The 15,842-nt window shown below is 71.2% G+C and carries 13 protein-coding genes and 1 pseudogene; 11 read left to right on the plus strand and 3 right to left on the minus strand.

The features are described from left to right. From AMK16_RS30170 to AMK16_RS30190, 5 genes and pseudogenes are all read left to right on the plus strand, one after another. Positions 1 to 1,014, plus strand: a 1,014-nt coding sequence (locus AMK16_RS30170) for a cobalamin-dependent protein (protein WP_242438997.1), incomplete at both ends; no start/stop codon positions are given. Position 1,015: 1 nt separating this feature from the next. Further along, positions 1,016 to 2,248, plus strand: a pseudogene (locus AMK16_RS30175) (vitamin B12 dependent-methionine synthase activation domain-containing protein); the annotation flags it as partial. 28 nt (positions 2,249 to 2,276) lie between these two features. After that, a complete protein-coding gene (gene metF, locus AMK16_RS30180; RefSeq protein ID WP_079191820.1) occupies positions 2,277 to 3,254 on the plus strand; it encodes a methylenetetrahydrofolate reductase [NAD(P)H] in 978 nt (325 codons plus the stop codon). 5 nt (positions 3,255 to 3,259) lie between these two features. After that, positions 3,260 to 4,651, plus strand: a complete 1,392-nt coding sequence (gene ahcY / locus AMK16_RS30185) for an adenosylhomocysteinase (protein ID WP_073920507.1) — start codon at positions 3,260 to 3,262, stop codon at positions 4,649 to 4,651. A gap of 154 nt (positions 4,652 to 4,805) precedes the next feature. Next, positions 4,806 to 5,417, plus strand: a complete 612-nt coding sequence (locus AMK16_RS30190) for an anthrone oxygenase family protein (RefSeq protein ID WP_073920508.1) — start codon at positions 4,806 to 4,808, stop codon at positions 5,415 to 5,417. Between the two features lie 105 nt (positions 5,418 to 5,522). On the opposite strand, the gene AMK16_RS30195 is transcribed toward AMK16_RS30190, so the two are convergent. After that, complete coding sequence (locus AMK16_RS30195) at positions 5,523 to 6,020, minus strand: anthrone oxygenase family protein (RefSeq protein ID WP_073920509.1); 498 nt, start codon at positions 6,018 to 6,020, stop codon at positions 5,523 to 5,525. A gap of 240 nt (positions 6,021 to 6,260) precedes the next feature. Between AMK16_RS30195 and AMK16_RS30200 the strand changes: the two genes are divergently transcribed. Beyond that, complete coding sequence (locus AMK16_RS30200) at positions 6,261 to 7,610, plus strand: AMP-binding protein (RefSeq protein ID WP_079191821.1); 1,350 nt, start codon at positions 6,261 to 6,263, stop codon at positions 7,608 to 7,610. Between the two features lie 53 nt (positions 7,611 to 7,663). Further along, positions 7,664 to 7,828 carry a hypothetical protein gene (locus AMK16_RS30205; protein ID WP_242438998.1) on the plus strand — a complete coding sequence of 55 codons (165 nt, stop codon included), beginning with the start codon at positions 7,664 to 7,666 and terminating at the stop codon, positions 7,826 to 7,828. A gap of 43 nt (positions 7,829 to 7,871) precedes the next feature. On the opposite strand, the gene AMK16_RS30210 is transcribed toward AMK16_RS30205, so the two are convergent. Continuing rightward, positions 7,872 to 9,494, minus strand: a complete 1,623-nt coding sequence (locus AMK16_RS30210) for a tryptophan halogenase family protein (RefSeq protein ID WP_073920510.1) — start codon at positions 9,492 to 9,494, stop codon at positions 7,872 to 7,874. Between the two features lie 484 nt (positions 9,495 to 9,978). Between AMK16_RS30210 and AMK16_RS30220 the strand changes: the two genes are divergently transcribed. After that, positions 9,979 to 10,170 (plus strand): hypothetical protein, encoded by a 192-nt coding sequence (locus AMK16_RS30220; protein WP_073920512.1) that lies wholly within the window; start codon positions 9,979 to 9,981, stop codon positions 10,168 to 10,170. Positions 10,171 to 10,193: 23 nt separating this feature from the next. Here AMK16_RS30220 and AMK16_RS30225 read toward each other — a convergent pair whose 3' ends face one another. After that, positions 10,194 to 13,187 carry an AfsR/SARP family transcriptional regulator gene (locus AMK16_RS30225; protein ID WP_073920513.1) on the minus strand — a complete coding sequence of 998 codons (2,994 nt, stop codon included), beginning with the start codon at positions 13,185 to 13,187 and terminating at the stop codon, positions 10,194 to 10,196. 254 nt (positions 13,188 to 13,441) lie between these two features. On the opposite strand from AMK16_RS30225, the gene AMK16_RS30230 reads away from it, so the two are divergent. The 3 genes from AMK16_RS30230 (at position 13,442) to AMK16_RS30240 (ending at position 15,788) form a co-directional block, all read left to right on the plus strand. Next, positions 13,442 to 13,918: a phospholipase gene (locus tag AMK16_RS30230; protein WP_073920514.1), complete on the plus strand. Its 477-nt coding sequence runs from the start codon at positions 13,442 to 13,444 to the stop codon at positions 13,916 to 13,918. Between the two features lie 113 nt (positions 13,919 to 14,031). Further along, on the plus strand, positions 14,032 to 14,985 hold the full coding sequence (locus tag AMK16_RS30235) for a TauD/TfdA family dioxygenase (protein ID WP_073920515.1): 954 nt from the start codon (positions 14,032 to 14,034) through the stop codon (positions 14,983 to 14,985). Further along, the gene (locus tag AMK16_RS30240; protein WP_073920516.1) at positions 14,985 to 15,788 is read left to right on the plus strand and encodes a 4'-phosphopantetheinyl transferase family protein; all 804 of its coding nucleotides are present in this window, start codon (positions 14,985 to 14,987) and stop codon (positions 15,786 to 15,788) included. The genes AMK16_RS30235 and AMK16_RS30240 overlap by 1 nt, the downstream gene beginning before the upstream one ends. Positions 15,789 to 15,842 lie beyond the last annotated feature (54 nt).

Here is a 15,842-nt window from a genome sequence, read left to right on the forward strand (position 1 = left end):
CGTGTCCTGCTCAATTCGGTCTTCCTCGACGAGTGTGTGAAGGCCGGCCTGGACTCGGCCATCGTCCACGCGAGCAAGATCCTGCCGATCGCCCGCTTCGACGAGGAGCAGGTCACCACCGCCCTCGACCTCATCTACGACCGCCGCGCGGAGGGTTACGACCCGCTGCAGAAGCTGATGGCGCTCTTCGAGGGCGTCAACACCAAGTCGATGAAGGACGGGCGGGCCGAGGAACTCCTGGCCCTTCCCCTGGAGGAGCGGCTGCGGCGCCGGATCATCGACGGGGAGAAGAACGGTCTGGAGGGCGACCTGACCGAGGCCCTGGGGACGCGGCCGGCGCTGGCGATCGTCAACGACACCCTGCTGGAGGGCATGAAGGTCGTCGGTGAGCTGTTCGGTTCCGGGCAGATGCAGCTGCCGTTCGTGCTGCAGTCGGCGGAGGTCATGAAGACGGCCGTGGCGTTCCTCGAACCGCACATGGAGAAGACCGACGACGACGGCAAGGGCACCATCGTGCTGGCGACCGTCCGCGGGGACGTCCACGACATCGGCAAGAACCTCGTCGACATCATCCTGACGAACAACGGCTACAACGTCGTCAACATCGGTATCAAGCAGCCGGTCTCCGCGATCCTGGAAGCCGCGCAGGAGCACAAGGCCGATGTGATCGGGATGTCGGGTCTGCTGGTGAAGTCGACCGTGATCATGAAGGAGAACCTCCAGGAACTCAACCAGCGCAAGCTGGCCGCCGACTACCCCGTCATCCTCGGCGGCGCCGCCCTGACCCGCGCCTACGTCGAACAGGACCTCCACGAAATCTACGAAGGCGAAGTCCGCTACGCCCGCGACGCCTTCGAGGGCCTGCGCCTCATGGACGCACTCATGGGTGTGAAACGCGGCGTGCCCGGCGTCGTCCTGCCCGAGCTCAAACAGCGCCGCGTCCCCCGGCGGACGGGAGTGTCAGCGGCGGGCGCTGCGGGGGCAGCGGTCGAGATCGAGGACATTCCCGAGAGGNGGTATCAAGCAGCCGGTCTCCGCGATCCTGGAAGCCGCGCAGGAGCACAAGGCCGATGTGATCGGGATGTCGGGTCTGCTGGTGAAGTCGACCGTGATCATGAAGGAGAACCTCCAGGAACTCAACCAGCGCAAGCTGGCCGCCGACTACCCCGTCATCCTCGGCGGCGCCGCCCTGACCCGCGCCTACGTCGAACAGGACCTCCACGAAATCTACGAAGGCGAAGTCCGCTACGCCCGCGACGCCTTCGAGGGCCTGCGCCTCATGGACGCACTCATGGGTGTGAAACGCGGCGTGCCCGGCGTCGTCCTGCCCGAGCTCAAACAGCGCCGCGTCCCCCGGCGGACGGGAGTGTCAGCGGCGGGCGCTGCGGGGGCAGCGGTCGAGATCGAGGACATTCCCGAGAGGGGTTCGGTCCGCTCGGACGTCTCCGTCGACAACCCGGTCCCCACCCCGCCGTTCTGGGGTACCCGCGTGGTCAAGGGCATCCCGCTGAAGGACTACGCCTCCTGGCTGGACGAGGGCGCCCTCTTCAAGGGCCAGTGGGGTCTCAAGCAGGCCCGCAGCGGCCCCACCTACGAGGAGCTCGTCGAGACGGACGGCCGCCCGCGCCTGCGCGGCCTGCTGGACAAGCTGCACACCGAGAACCTGCTGGAGGCCGCGGTCGTCTACGGCTACTTCCCCTGCGTCTCCAAAGGCGACGACCTCATCCTGCTCGACGAGCGCGGCAACGAGCGGACGCGGTTCACCTTCCCGCGCCAGCGCCGCGGCCGGCGCCTCTGCCTCGCCGACTTCTTCCGCCCCGAGGAATCAGGCGAGCGCGACGTCGTGGGCCTCCAGGTCGTCACCGTCGGCTCCCGGATCGGCGAGGCAACCGCCCGGCTGTTCGCGTCCGACTCCTACCGCGAGTACCTGGAGCTGCACGGCCTGTCCGTGCAGCTCGCCGAGGCCCTGGCCGAGTACTGGCACGCCCGCGTCCGCGCCGAGCTCGGCTTCGGCGGCGAGGACCCGGCCCGGGTCGAGGACATGTTCGACCTCAAGTACCGCGGCGCCCGCTTCTCCCTCGGCTACGGAGCCTGCCCCGACCTGGAGGACCGCGCCAAGATCGCCGACCTCCTCCAGCCCGAGCGGATCGGCGTCCACCTCTCGGAGGAGTTCCAGCTCCACCCCGAACAGTCCACCGACGCGATCGTCATCCACCACCCCGAGGCGAAGTACTTCAACGCGCGCTGAGCCGCGACGAGCCGGAAAGGAGTCCGACATGCCGGCTGCTCTCGCCGCCACCACCGACCGCCCCCGCACCGCCACCACCGACCGCCCCCGCACGTCCACCGCCACCGTCCCCGGCATCCGAGAGCTGCTGGCCCAGGGCCGGCGGAGCTTCTCGTTCGAGTTCTTCCCCCCGAAGACCGACGCCGGGGAGCGCACCCTGTGGGCCGCCATCCGCCGGATCGAGCCGTTCGCGCCCTCCTTCGTCTCCGTCACCTACGGAGCAGGCGGCTCTTCCCGGGACCGCACCGTGGAGGTCACCAAACGCATCGCGGCGCAGACCACCCTGCGCCCGGTGGCGCACCTGACCGCCGTCGGACACTCCGTCGCCGAGCTGCGCCACATCATCGGCCAGTACGCCGACGCGGGCATCCGCGACGTGCTCGCCCTGCGCGGGGACCCGCCCGGCGATCCGAAGGGGGAGTGGACGCCACACCCGGACGGGCTGACCCACGCCCACGAACTGGTCACCCTGATACGCCAGTTGGGTGACTTCACGGTGGGCGTCGCGGCCTTCCCGGAACGCCATCCCCGCTCACCCGGCTGGACCGAGGACATTCGGCACTTCGCCGCCAAGTGCCGGGCCGGCGCCGACTACGCCATCACCCAGATGTTCTTCCACGCCGACGACTACCTCCGGCTCCGCGACCGGCTCTGCGCCGTCGGCTGTCTGACACCGGTCATCCCCGAGATCATGCCGGCGACCGATTTCCGCCAGATCCGGCGCTTCGCCGAGCTCAGCGACGCGCGGTTCCCGGACGCACTGGCCCGGCGGCTGGAAGCGGCGAAGGACGACCCCGAGGCCGGTCACCGGATCGGAGTCGAGTACGCGACCGCCATGGCCGAGCGCCTGCTGGCCGAGGGGGCGCCCGGCCTGCACTACATCACCCTCAACAAGTCCACCGCGACTCTAGAGATCCATCAGAACCTGAACGTCAGCCCGGACCCAGCCACCACCATCACGGAGTAGAACCAATGGACTTCAAGGTCGCAGACCTCTCGCTCGCGGACTTCGGCCGCAAGGAGATCACGCTCGCCGAGCACGAGATGCCCGGCCTGATGTCGATCCGCAAGGAGTACGCCTCCTCCCAGCCCCTCGCCGGGGCGCGGATCACCGGCTCCCTGCACATGACCGTGCAGACGGCCGTCCTGATCGAGACACTGGTAGCGCTCGGGGCGGAAGTCCGGTGGGTGTCCTGCAACATCTACTCGACCCAGGACCACGCGGCCGCCGCCATAGCCGCCGCCGGCATCCCGGTCTTCGCCTGGAAGGGCGAGACGCTGGAGGAGTACTGGTGGTGCACGGAGCAGGCCCTGACCTGGCCCGGACACACCGGCCCGAACATGATCCTCGACGACGGCGGGGACGCCACCCTCCTCGTCCACAAGGGCGTCGAATACCAGAAGGCGGGCGCGGTTCCCGACCCGTCCACCGCGGACAACGAGGAAATGGCCCTGGTCCTGGACCTGCTGCGCAAGACCTCCATCGACTGGACGGCGCTGGCGTCCGAGATCCGCGGCGTGACGGAGGAGACCACCACCGGTGTCCACCGCCTCTACGAGATGCACCAGGCCGGCGGCCTGCTGTTCCCGGCGATCAATGTGAACGACGCCGTGACGAAGTCGAAGTTCGACAACAAGTACGGCTGCCGCCACTCGCTGATCGACGGCATCAACCGGGCCACCGATGTCCTGATCGGCGGCAAGGTCGCGGTCGTCTTCGGTTACGGGGACGTGGGCAAGGGCTGCGCGGAGTCGCTGCGCGGTCAGGGTGCCCGGGTGATCGTCACGGAGATCGACCCGATCTGCGCGCTGCAGGCGGCGATGGACGGCTACCAGGTCGCGACGCTGGACGACGTGGTGGAGACGGCGGACATCTTCATCACCACGACGGGCAACAAGGACATCATCATGGCCTCGGACATGGCCAGGATGAAGCACCAGGCGATCGTGGGCAACATCGGCCACTTCGACAACGAGATCGACATGGCCGGTCTGGCCAAGGTCGAGGGCATCGTCAAGGACGAGGTCAAGCCGCAGGTCCACACCTGGAAGTTCCCCGACGGCAAGGTGTTGATCGTGCTGTCGGAGGGCCGTCTGCTGAACCTGGGCAATGCGACCGGGCACCCGTCCTTCGTGATGTCGAACTCCTTCGCGGACCAGACGCTGGCCCAGATCGAGCTCTTCACCAAGCCCGAGGAGTACCCGACCGACGTCTACGTGCTGCCCAAGCACCTGGACGAGAAGGTCGCCCGCCTCCACCTCGACGCCCTCGGCGTCAAGCTCACCACCCTGCGCCCCGAGCAGGCCGCCTACATCGGCGTGGACGTGGACGGCCCGTACAAGCCGGACCACTACCGCTACTGACCGAACCGGCGACCGAACGGATCGCGCCACCGGCTCTTGAGCTTCGCTCAAGGGCCGGTGGAAAGCCCATGGCCGGGTACCCCGGGGAGTGTCACGATCGGATGTCCGTGCCGAGGGCGAGCAGTGCTCCCACCACCCCAGACGAGGATGTCCCATGAACCCCAATCCGGCCGGTAGCCCCCAGCAGTACCCCGCCGGCGGCCCGAGCCCGTACGCGACCCAGCCCGGTCCCCATGCCCAGCCCCCCGCGCCGGCGACCGCCGAGCGCAGCAAGGTGGCCACCGTCCTCCTCCTGGTCGCCACGGTCCTCGTGGGCCTGATGGCCGGTCTCTTCTTCGCCTTCGACGTCTCGGTGATGCCGGGCCTGGCTGCGGGCGACGAGCGCACCTACGTCGCCGCGATGCAGTCCTTCAACAAGGCGATCGACGGCAACGGAATCTTCGGCATGGCCTTCGTGCTGGCCCTGCTCACCTCGGCGGCCTCGGCGATCGTCGAGTTCCGCAAGGGCCGCCGCAGCGTGGCGATCTGGGTCGGGGTGGCCGCCGTCGCCTACTTCGTCGTCCTGATGATCACCTTCTCCGTGAACATCCCGCTCAACAACGAGCTGGCCGACGCGGGCGACGCGGCGAAGCTGACGGACTTCTCGATCGTCGACAAGTTCAAGGGCACCTGGGTCTCCACCAACATCATCCGCACCCTGCTCTGCACGGCGGCCCTGACGGCGCTCTCCCGTGCCCTGATCCTGTACGGCCGCGCCACCCGCTGACCCGCGGCCCGCAGCCTCCCCCCACGCACCACCACGAAGTCCCCCGGCCACCCGACCGGGGGACTTCGTGCGTCCCGCGCCGCGGCCGGGCGGAGCCGGCGGCGGTCAGCGGGTCTGGCCGTGCAGGTACAGCGCCCAGGCCAGGAAGCCCACCGCGGCCGTGCACAGCAGGGTGCGCCAGACGTTGGCGCGGGCCCAGGGGCCCTCGAAGGCGCGGCGGACGGCGGCCGGATCGCCGATGCGCTCGACCGGCCCGGCCTTCTCCAGCATGTTGTTCAGCGGGATGTTCACCTTGTTGGTGACACCCATCGCGACGACGTAACAGACCAGGGCCGCGATCAGCGGCGGCAGCACGTCGCGGCCGTCGGACGGGACGTGCAGTGCCAGGGCCAGGGCGGTGAAGAGGAACGCGCCGATGTAACCGAGGACGAACCAGCCGTTCAGGATCGCCACGTTGATGCGCTGCATCACCTCGATGACCGTACGGTCGTCGGTGCGCCTCAGACCCGGCATCACGGAGACGGAGAAACCGTAGAAGAGGCCACTGACCAGTCCCATCGTGACAGTGGCGGCGATGAGCGAGGCCAAGCGAGCGGTCTCCATCGTGCGTCCCCCTGTTCGTCCGTCCGCGGAGTCTCTCGGTCATCGATTCTTCGGGAACGGGTCATCGAATCGTCAAGTCATGGGGATCATACGGGCGCGGTGGGCCCCGGTGGTGCGGGATTCGAGCCGCCTTCGAGCAGGGTTCGAGCGGCCCTGCGGCCTCCCGGCCCCGCCGGCCGGGTTCGCGCCACCGCCCCCGCGTCCGGCAGCCTGTGCACGGGACCACAGAGGGGAGTCACCGTGCTCACGGCACTTGAAGGCGCATACGGAGACCGCGCGGATGCGGTCGGGGTGGCGGGCCGCACCGCCTCCTACGAGGAGCTGCTCGGCGCGGCCCGGGCGGTGGCCGCCGACGTCGCCGGGCTCCCGGCCTTCGCGGTGAGCGCCACGCCGTCCCTGGAGACGGTCGCCGCCGCGGTCGGCGGGCTGCTGGCCGGGGTGCCCTTCGTGCCGCTGCCGCCCGACGCGGGCCCCGCCGAGCGGGAGCACATCCTGCGGGATTCCGGCGCTCGGCTGATGGGTGCGGACTTCGCCCGGCGCTCGGCCTGGACCGGGCCCGCCCCGGCCCCCGGGGACCCTGCGCTGATCCTCTACACCTCCGGCACCACCGGCGCCCCCAAGGGCGTGGTCCTGACCCGCGCGGCCCTGGCCGCCGACCTGGACGCCCTTGCCGAAGCCTGGCAGTGGACGGCCGAGGACACCCTGGTGCACGGGCTGCCGCTGTTCCACGTGCACGGCCTGGTGCTGGGCGTCCTCGGCGCCCTGCGCACCGGCAGCCGCCTCGTGCACACCGGACGCCCGACGCCCGACGCCTACGCCGGCGCCGGCGGGAGCCTGTACTTCGGGGTGCCCACCGTGTGGTCCCGCATCGCCCGTGAGCCGTCGGCCGCCGCCGCGCTGTCGGGGGCGCGCCTGCTGGTGTCCGGGAGCGCCGCCCTGCCCGCACCCGTCTTCCGGGACCTGGAACGGCTCACCGGGCACCGGCCGGTCGAGCGCTACGGCATGACCGAGACGCTGATCACGATCAGCGGCCGCGCGGGCGGCGAGGTCCGCCCCGGTACGGTCGGCACCCCGCTGCCCGGCATCCGTACCCGCATCGCCGCGGAGCCGGGTGCGGAGATCGGCGAACTCCAGCTCACCGGACCCACCTTGTTCGCGGGATACCTCGGCCGTCCGCAGGACACCGCCGCCGCGTACACCGAGGACGGCTGGTTCCGTACGGGCGACATCGCGGCCGTCGACGCGGCGGACGGCGTGCACCGCATCGTGGGCCGCGCCTCCATCGACATGATCAAGTCGGGCGGCTACCGGATCGGCGCGGGCGAGATCGAAAACGCGCTGCTGGACCACCCGAAAGTCAGCGAGGCGGCCGTGGTCGGGGTCCCCGACGCGGACCTCGGGCAGCGGATCGTCGCCTTCGTCGTCGCCGAGGGGGTCACGGGCACGGAGCTCACCGACTTCGTCGCCGCCCACCTGTCGGTGCACAAGCGTCCGCGCGAGGTGCGATTCGTGTCAGCGGTGCCGCGCAACGCCATGGGCAAACCGCAGAAGAGGCTGCTGCTGGCGGACGAGCCGGGGGAGGGCGTCTGACGGCGGTCCGTCCGGCGTCCGGGGCCGGGGGACGCCCCGGCGCCCCCCTGGGCGTGCGCCGGGTCAGCACCGGATCCGCCCTCTCCCGCGCGGCGCTCGGCGCCCTCACCCGCGCGGCCCGCGAGATCGCCGGACCCGGCACATTCGGGTTCGGCGCGGACGCCCTGCCCTACGCCGAAGCCAACGCACTGCTCGCCGAGGGGGAAGGGCCCTGGTGACCACGGCCCCCGTGCGGACCGGACGAGCGCCGGGCGCCCCGGGTCAGACGAAGCGCGGGTCGCCGTGCAGCTGGCGCAGGTACTCGTAGGTGCTCGGGAGCGTCTCCAGCAGATTGCGCTGCTGACGCTTGACGGTGTCGAAGAGGGGCTCCGCCCCGGCCACCGACTCCGGCTTGTGCGCCAGGGCCGGCAGCGGGGCGTCCGGCATCAGGCCGAGGCCGGCGAACACGCAGTAGTAACTGCCGTTCGTCCAGGCCGAACGGCTGCCGGAATCAAGGCCGTAGTACGCGGATTCGTCGGTGACCGGCGCGTCGATGGGCAGCCCCGCGCGGTAGGCGGCGACCTTCTCCTGGATGCCCTGGGGCAGCGCCAGCTCCTTGCCGGCCCGCCAGAAGGGGGTGTCGTTGCGCGGCGCGTAGTGGAAGTGCGCCTGCACGAAGTCACGGGTGTCGTCGAACATCACCCGGATCTCGCGGTTGAACCGCTCCACGAGGGCGGCCTGGAAGGTGAGGTCCGGGAAGTGCCGCACCAGCTGGTGGACCGCGGTGGTGATGAAATGGATCCCCGTCGGCTCCAGGGGCTCCAGGAAACAGGAGGAGGGGCCGATGGCCACGACGTTCTTCACCCAGGCGCGCTCGCCCCGCCCGACCCGCAGGCGCGCGTGCCCGACCCGGGTCGTCGCCGGGTCCAGACCCCACAGTGCGCACAGTTCGCCGGTCGCCTCCTCGCGGCCGGCGAAGCGGCTGGAGTAGACGTATCCGGTGCCGAACCGTCCCGGCATCGGGATCTTCCAGGTCCAGCCGGCCTTCATCGCGATGGCCGAGGTGTACGGCTCCACCCCGTGGGCGGCGTCGTCGTGCGGCACGTCGGTGGTGATGACGCTGTCGCCCAGCAGGTGGTCGCCCATGGCGATGAACGGCTCCGCCATGGCTTCGTTGATGAGCAGGCCCCGGAAGCCGGAACAGTCCACGAAGAGGTCGCCGTGGATCACCGGGCCGCCCTGCGTGCGCAGCCCGGTGACGAAACCCCGCGCATCCTTCACCACCCCGGCGAGCTCGTCGCGGACGTGGCGCACACCGAGCTTGGCGACGGCGAAGTCACGCAGGAACCCGGCGATCAGGCCCGCGTCGAAGTGCCAGGCGTACCGGGTCGCGGTGCGGCCGTCGAGCCAGCGGGGGGACTTCTTGGCGTCCATCACGGGCGGCTCGCGGAAGCAGGCGTAGTCGAAGGGCTCCTGCGTCGTGCCCTCGTAGGTCCGCTTGAACCAGTAGTGGGACAGGGGCGTCTGGTCGTAGTCGGGCAGCAGTCCGAAGGGGTGGTAGAAGTGGTCGGGGCCCTGGGACGGCCGGGGGAGCGCCCTCGCCCGCGCCTCGCCCGCGCCCTCCGTCCGCCAGTTGACGAAGCGCACGGCCATCTGGAAGCTCGCATCGCACTTGCGCATCCACTCCTCCTCGTTGATGCCGAGGAAGTCGAAGAAGGCGTGCTGCAGGCTCGGTACGGTCGCCACGCCCAGGCTCACCGCGGGCGCCGGCCCCGACTCCAGCAGGGTGATCTCCACGGTGCCCTGGAGTGCCTTGCCGAGGTAGGCGGCCGTCATCCACCCCGCCGCGCCGCCGCCGAGGACGACGACGCTTCGGACGCGGGTATCGGCGGCACTGCGCGGCATGTGCGGTCTCACTTCCAGGCTGGCGGCCCTGATCCGGATACCCCAGGTTCGGGCATCCACCTATCGGAGATCTATAGCCCGGGTGCACGCGTATACGAAGCAGGGCCATAGCCCGGGGGCCCAGCCTGGTGGCGCCCGGCGTGACACACCGACCCGATGCGAAGGACCGCCATGAGCAACAGCAACAGCAACAGCAACAACAGCAACAACGGCAATGGCAACAACAACGGCAACAACAACGAGAACGGCAACAACAACGCCGTCGGCAACAACGCCTGACCCGGACTCACCCCGCACCTTCCGCGCGCCCCTGCCGCCCACCGGTGGCAGGGGCGCGCGGCGCGTTCGGTTCCGTTTTCCCGCCCCCTGAGACACGGTGCCGCGCGGAAATCGAACCAATATCGCTCCGACAGCGCCGCTCCATAGTTTCGTCCTCGTCGCCCACCACGGCGGCCCCGAAGGGGACTTGACTAGGAGTCATCGCATGCGAAGCATCCGCACCGCCTTTGCCGCCACTCTCCCCGCCGTGGTCGCCGCCCTGGCCCTGACGGTGGGATCGGCGGGACAGGCCGCGGCGAGCGAGCAGCCGCCCGCGCCCGTCCAGGCCGGCATGCAGGACGAGGTCCCCTGGACGGGCCCGGTCCCCGGCATCGTCATCGAGGTGCCCTGGACCTGACGGTTCCGGGGCCCCGTGGCCGCTCAGTCCTCCAGCAGGCGGATCAGCTCGGCCGGCGCAACCGGGCGGTCCCCGGCCCCGGTGACGGCCCGCAGCGCGGCGCCCGCCCGCTCGCGCCAGACGGCGGCGCCGAGCTCTTCGAACACCGTCCGCGCCGACGCCAGCCACCGCACCGCCTCGGGGGCGCCCCGCACCGCCAGCGCAAAGCCGAGGTCGGTTTCGATACGGGCGCGCAGGAACCGGTCGGCCACCTCCTTGACCACCTCCAGCGCCTGGAGCAGCACGGACTCCGCGGCCTTCCACTGGCCCCGGCGCCAGCGCGCCTCGCCGATCCCGCGCAGCGCGTGCGCCTCACCGAGCCGGTCGCCGTCCTCCCGCGTAAGCCCCAGCACCTTGAAGCAGGTCTCTTCCGCCCCCGCCGGATCGCCGTGCCGCAGCAGCGCCTCCGCCAACCGGTAGGTGTTCTGGGTCTCCCCCCGGACACTGCCGGCCTCCCGGCTCCTGGTGATGGCCTGCATGCACAGTTCTATGCCCCGGGAGGTGTTGCCGCGCTCCAGCTCCAGCTGGGCCATCAGCCCCAGGACGTGGGACTCGCCCGCCGTGTCACCGGTCGCCCGGAAGCCCTCCAGGGCCTCCCGGGCATCGCGGGCGGCGCCGTCCAGATCACCGGAGAAGCGGGCGCACAGCGCCAGGTTGCGCAGCGCCACGGCCCGGCCGTGCACCTCGCCGCACTGCTCGAAGAGCTTCAGCGCGCGGACCAGCGCCGTCCCGGCCTCCTCGTACTGGCGCTGGTAGATGCCGAGGGTGCCCAGCGAACGCAGCATCGTCGCCTCGCCGAGGACGTCGCCCGTGCGCACCGCCGCCGTCAGGGCCTGCTCGGCGCAGGAGCGCCAGGCCTCCAGGTAGTTGTGCGCCTCGAAGAGCGTCGTGCTGTTCACCGTCAGCGCCCAGGCGTAGCCCGCGGACCGCTCGGAGCCGGCCGCCTGGTGGATGACGTCGGTCAGCGCCGTGCGCTCCGACTCCAGCCAGTCGACGGGATCCGCCATCAGCTCGTCCACCAGCCCCGGAGGCAGCGCGTAGGGATCCAGCTCCCCGTAGTCCATCCGGTGGGTGCCGCCGTAGGTGCGCCGGCGCGCCACGTCCGCGAGGGTCAGCCAGCCTCCGTACACGCGCGCCAGCGCGGCCCCGCGGTCCTCCTCGCTCTCCTCCGCCTGGGCGCACTCCCAGGCGAACAGCCGCAGCAGGTCCTGGAACCGGTAGCGCGTGGCGGGTCCCCCGGACGGGGCGACCTCCAGCAGCTGGGCATCGACCAACTGTTCGATCAGGTCCTCGGCGTCGACCGGGGCGACATCGGCCAGCGCCGCGCCCACCCAGGCCGCGAAGTCCGGCACCGTCAGCAGGCCAAGCCGGCGGTACAGCTGGCGGGTGGGCGCCGGGAGGTCGCGGTAGCTCAACCGGAAGCCGGCCCGTACGCCGCCCTCGCCGGGGCTCAGCTCGTCCAGCCGCCGCCGCTGGTCCTCCAGGCGCGTGACCAGGCTCCGTACGGACCAGTGCGGCTTCGCGGCGAGCCGCGCACCCGCGATCCGCAGCGCCAGCGGCAGCCGGTCACACAGCACCCCCAGCCGTTCGGTGGAACCGGGGTCGGCGCCGATCCGGTGCTCGCCCGCCACCTCGGCGAGCAGCGCGGTGGCCTCCTGCGGGGCCATCGCGTTCAGGCCGATGCGCAGGACCGCGTAGTCGCCGATCAGGTCGTCCATCAGGTCGCGGCCGGTGATGATCACGCAGCAGCGGCCGTTCCCGGGCAGGAGGGGCTGGATCTGGTGGAAGGAGCGGGCGTTGTCGAGCACGATCAGCACGCGCTTGCCGCCGAGCACGCTGCGGTAGAGCGCGGCCCGGTCGCCCGGGTCGGCCGGGATCTGGTGGGCCGGCACGCCCAGGTCGCGCAGGAAGCGGTCGAGCGTGGTGGCGGGCGAGACCGGCTCGAAGGTCTCGTCGTACCCCCGCAGATCGGTGAAGAGCTGGCCGTCGGGGAAGCGGGCGGCGATCTGGTTGGCCCACTGGACGGCCAGGGCCGTCTTGCCGACGCCCCCTATTCCGCTGATCGCGGCCATGGTCAGCGGAGACTGTCCCAGCCGCTCGTCCAGCATCCGGTCGAGGTCGCTGAGCTCCTTGCCCCGACCCGTGAAGGAGGCCGACTCGACGGGGAGCTGGGCGGCCGCGGCGGTGGCCGGGGCCGGCGCGGGATTCGCGCGCGGCTGCGTCAGCTCGGGGGAGTCGCGCAGCACCAGGTCGTGCAGGCCCTGGAGGGCCGTGCCCGGCTCGATGCCCAGCTCGTTGACGAGCAGTCTGCGGCCGTCGCGGTACACGACCAGGGCGTCCGCCCGCCGTCCCGACCGGTAGTGGGCGAGCATCAGGTGCGCCCGGGCCTGCTCGCGCAGCGGGTTCTCCGCGACCAGGGCGGTCAGCTCCGGGATCAGAGCGCGGTGCCGGCCGAGCTGGAGCCGCAGGCCCGCGTACTCCTCGTGGACGTCCAGGCGCAGTTCCTCCAGCCGGGCGGCCTCCTGCTCGATCCGGGCGCCGCCGATGCCGTCCAGGGCGCGGCCCCGCCACAGCGAGAGGGCCTCGGCGTAGCTCTCGCAGGCGTCCGCGGTCCGTCCGCCGCGGGCGGACTCCCTGGCCTGGCGGACCCGGTCCTCGAAGACGACCGAGTCGATGCGGTGCTCCAGCGGGTTCAGGACGTAGCCGGGGTGCGAGGTGGCGATCAGGCCCGCGGCGTCCGCGGCGTCGTTGAACACCTTGCGCAGGCCCGCGACGCAGATGGCGATCTGGTTGCGGGCGGTCGTCGGAGCGCCGGCGGGCCAGACCGCGTCGATCAGGGTGTCCACGGAGACGATCCGCCCTGGTGACAGCAGCAGCATGGTCAGTACGGTCCGCTGTCGGGCCCCGCCCGGTTTCAAGGTCTTTCCGCCGATGTGTACGTCGAGAGGCCCTAAAAGCCTGAAGACGACCTCTCGCATCGTCGCAATCCCCCTGGTTCTCAAGGTACTTCGTGCGATCCCCCGACGCACCCGCCCATGGGACCAGTTACCGGGCAGTAGATCCAGATCGACCGACTCGCCAAATGTGCTTCAACCGTGTTCTTCGGGCAAATGGAGCAGTGGCCTTCCAGAAGGTTCCGTATAGCTGCGGCGGGGTTCCCCGATAACTCCCTCCCACAGTCTGAGGTGTCGCTCCGGGAAGATCCCGGTGCCCCGTCTGTTGGAGGAACCTGATGCGCCGTCGACTCGCCGCCGTAGTCGCCACCGCCGTCACCGGTATCGTCGCATTCGCCGGCCCGGCCACCGCCGCCCCGGCCGACAAGCCCCAGGTGCTGAGCGGCTGGACCCAGACCAGCGCGGCCAGCTACAACTCGTGGCTCGCCGCCCGCGGCGCGCAGGGCACCTGGTCCTCGTACGGATTCGACTGGTCGACGGACTACTGCAGCTCCTCGCCGGACAACCCCTTCGGGTTCCCGTTCCAGACGTCCTGTGCGCGACACGACTTCGGTTACCGCAACTACAAGGCCGCCGGCAGCTTCAGCGCGAACAAGCCGCGCCTGGACGACGCCCTCTACGCCGACCTCAAGCGGGTCTGCTCCGCTTACTCGGGCGTCAAGAAGGCCTCCTGCGACTCGACCGCCTGGACCTACTACCAGGCCGTCAAGGCCCTCGGCAACAGCCCCGCCGTCGACGGCAGCGCCTCGGTCTGACCCGCGAGGGACGGACCGGCGCTGTAGGGGCCGCATAGTTTTCGGCATGCTCCCCGGCCGACTCTGCGGCTACACCACCCCCGAACACGCGCGCAGAGAAGAGGAATCCGACCATGCTGAGCACGGCCGAAGACAAGACGGGCAGCTGGGCCCCGTTGGAGATCACCGCCGACGGGGCCGGCCCGGACCGGCTCGCCGGCCGGCTGGCCGAGACCGCCGGCGACGAGGGCCTGGCCGCCCTGCTGACCAGGGAGAAGGGAATCGTCCTGCGGGGCTTCGGGATCACCCCCGACACCCTCCCGGCCGTTCTCGACCTGCTGCTCCCCAACCGGCTGGCCTACGTCCACGGCAACTCGCCCCGTACGAAGGTCGGCGGCAACGTCTACACCTCGACGGAGTACCCGCCCGAATTCACCATCTCCATGCACAACGAGATGAGCTACGCCCACCAGTGGCCCACCCGGCTCGCCTTCTACTGCCAGAAGGCCGCCGCCACCGGCGGGGCCACCCCCGTGCTCGACGCCGCGCGCTGGCTCGGCGCGCTCGACCCCGAGGTCCGCGCGGCCTTCGCCGGAGGCGTCCGCTACCTGCAGAACCTGCACGACGGCTACGGCCTCGGCAAGAGCTGGCAGGACACCTTCGAGACGAAGGAGCGCGACGACGTCGAGGCGTTCCTCGCCTCCTCCGGCGCCGAATGGACCTGGAAGGCCGACGGGGGACTGCGCGTCACCCAGCTCCGCCCGGCCACCACCCGCCACCCCGTCACCGGCGCCGAGGTCTGGTTCAACCAGTCCGACCAGTGGCACCCCGCCGGCCTCGGCGACGACACGGCCGCGCAGCTCGCGGCCATCCTGCCGCCCGAGGACCTGCCCCAGGCCGTCACCTTCGCCGACGGCAGCCCCATCCCCACCGCCCACATCGAGCAGATCCGCGACCGCGGCCTGGACAACGCGGTCGACGTCGACTGGCGCGAAGGCGACCTCCTGCTGATCGACAACGTCCTGCTGGCCCACGGCCGCCGCCCGTTCACCGGCGCCCGCCGCGTCCTCGTGGCGATGTCCGGCTGATGCGCGCGTCAGGGACCCCGGCAGCGCTCCGGTCCCCGGCCGCCACCGCCCTGCGGCGCAGTCTGCGCGACACCGGCGCGGTCCACGTCTGGCAGGGCAGGGCCCCCGGCCTGCTCGCCCCGGCCGACCGCGCCGTGCTTTCCGAGCAGGAGCGCGAACAGCTGCGCGGCATGGCGGCCGGCGCCGGCGTGCACTACGCGGGCGTCCACGCCGCGGTACGCCGGATACTCGCCCGCTACACCGGCGTGGAAGCCGCCGCGCTGCGGCTCGGCCGGCGCCCCTGCCCCCGCTGCGGGGGAGCCGCCCACGGCAGGCCGGGCATCGAGTGGCCCGACTCGGGACTGGAGTTCAACCTCTCCCGCTCCGGCGCGCACTGGCTGCTCGCCGTCGCGGCCGGCCGCCAGGTGGGCGTGGACATCGAGGACGGAGCGGCGAGCGGCTTCTGCGAGGAGTCCTCGCTCCTGGTCATGTCGCGGGCCGAGATCGCCCACATCGAGGGACAGCCCGACGCGCAGTCCCGGCGCGCGGAGTTCTTCCGCTGCTGGACGCGCAAGGAGGCCGTGCTCAAGGCCAGCGGAGTGGGCATCGTCGTCGACCTGCCGAGCGTCGAGGTATGGCCGGAAACACGCCCCGCGGTGCTGGTGCGCCACGAAGAGCCGACCGGGCCGGCGACCTGGCGCGTCGAGGACCTGCCGCTCGGGCCGCCTCTGTTCGGGGCCGTGGCCCAGGAGCTCGGCAGCGCCGGCCCCGTCGTCCATCACCGCCTGGCGGAGACGGACGCAGGGATTCGCATAGATGGCTGATAGAGGCCGCCCGCACATTGGTTCAGGCATCCCCGCGGTCCAGGGGAGAGAGAG

It is taken from the genome of Streptomyces sp. CB00455, from assembly GCF_001905445.1.
Lineage (GTDB): Bacteria > Actinomycetota > Actinomycetes > Streptomycetales > Streptomycetaceae > Streptomyces.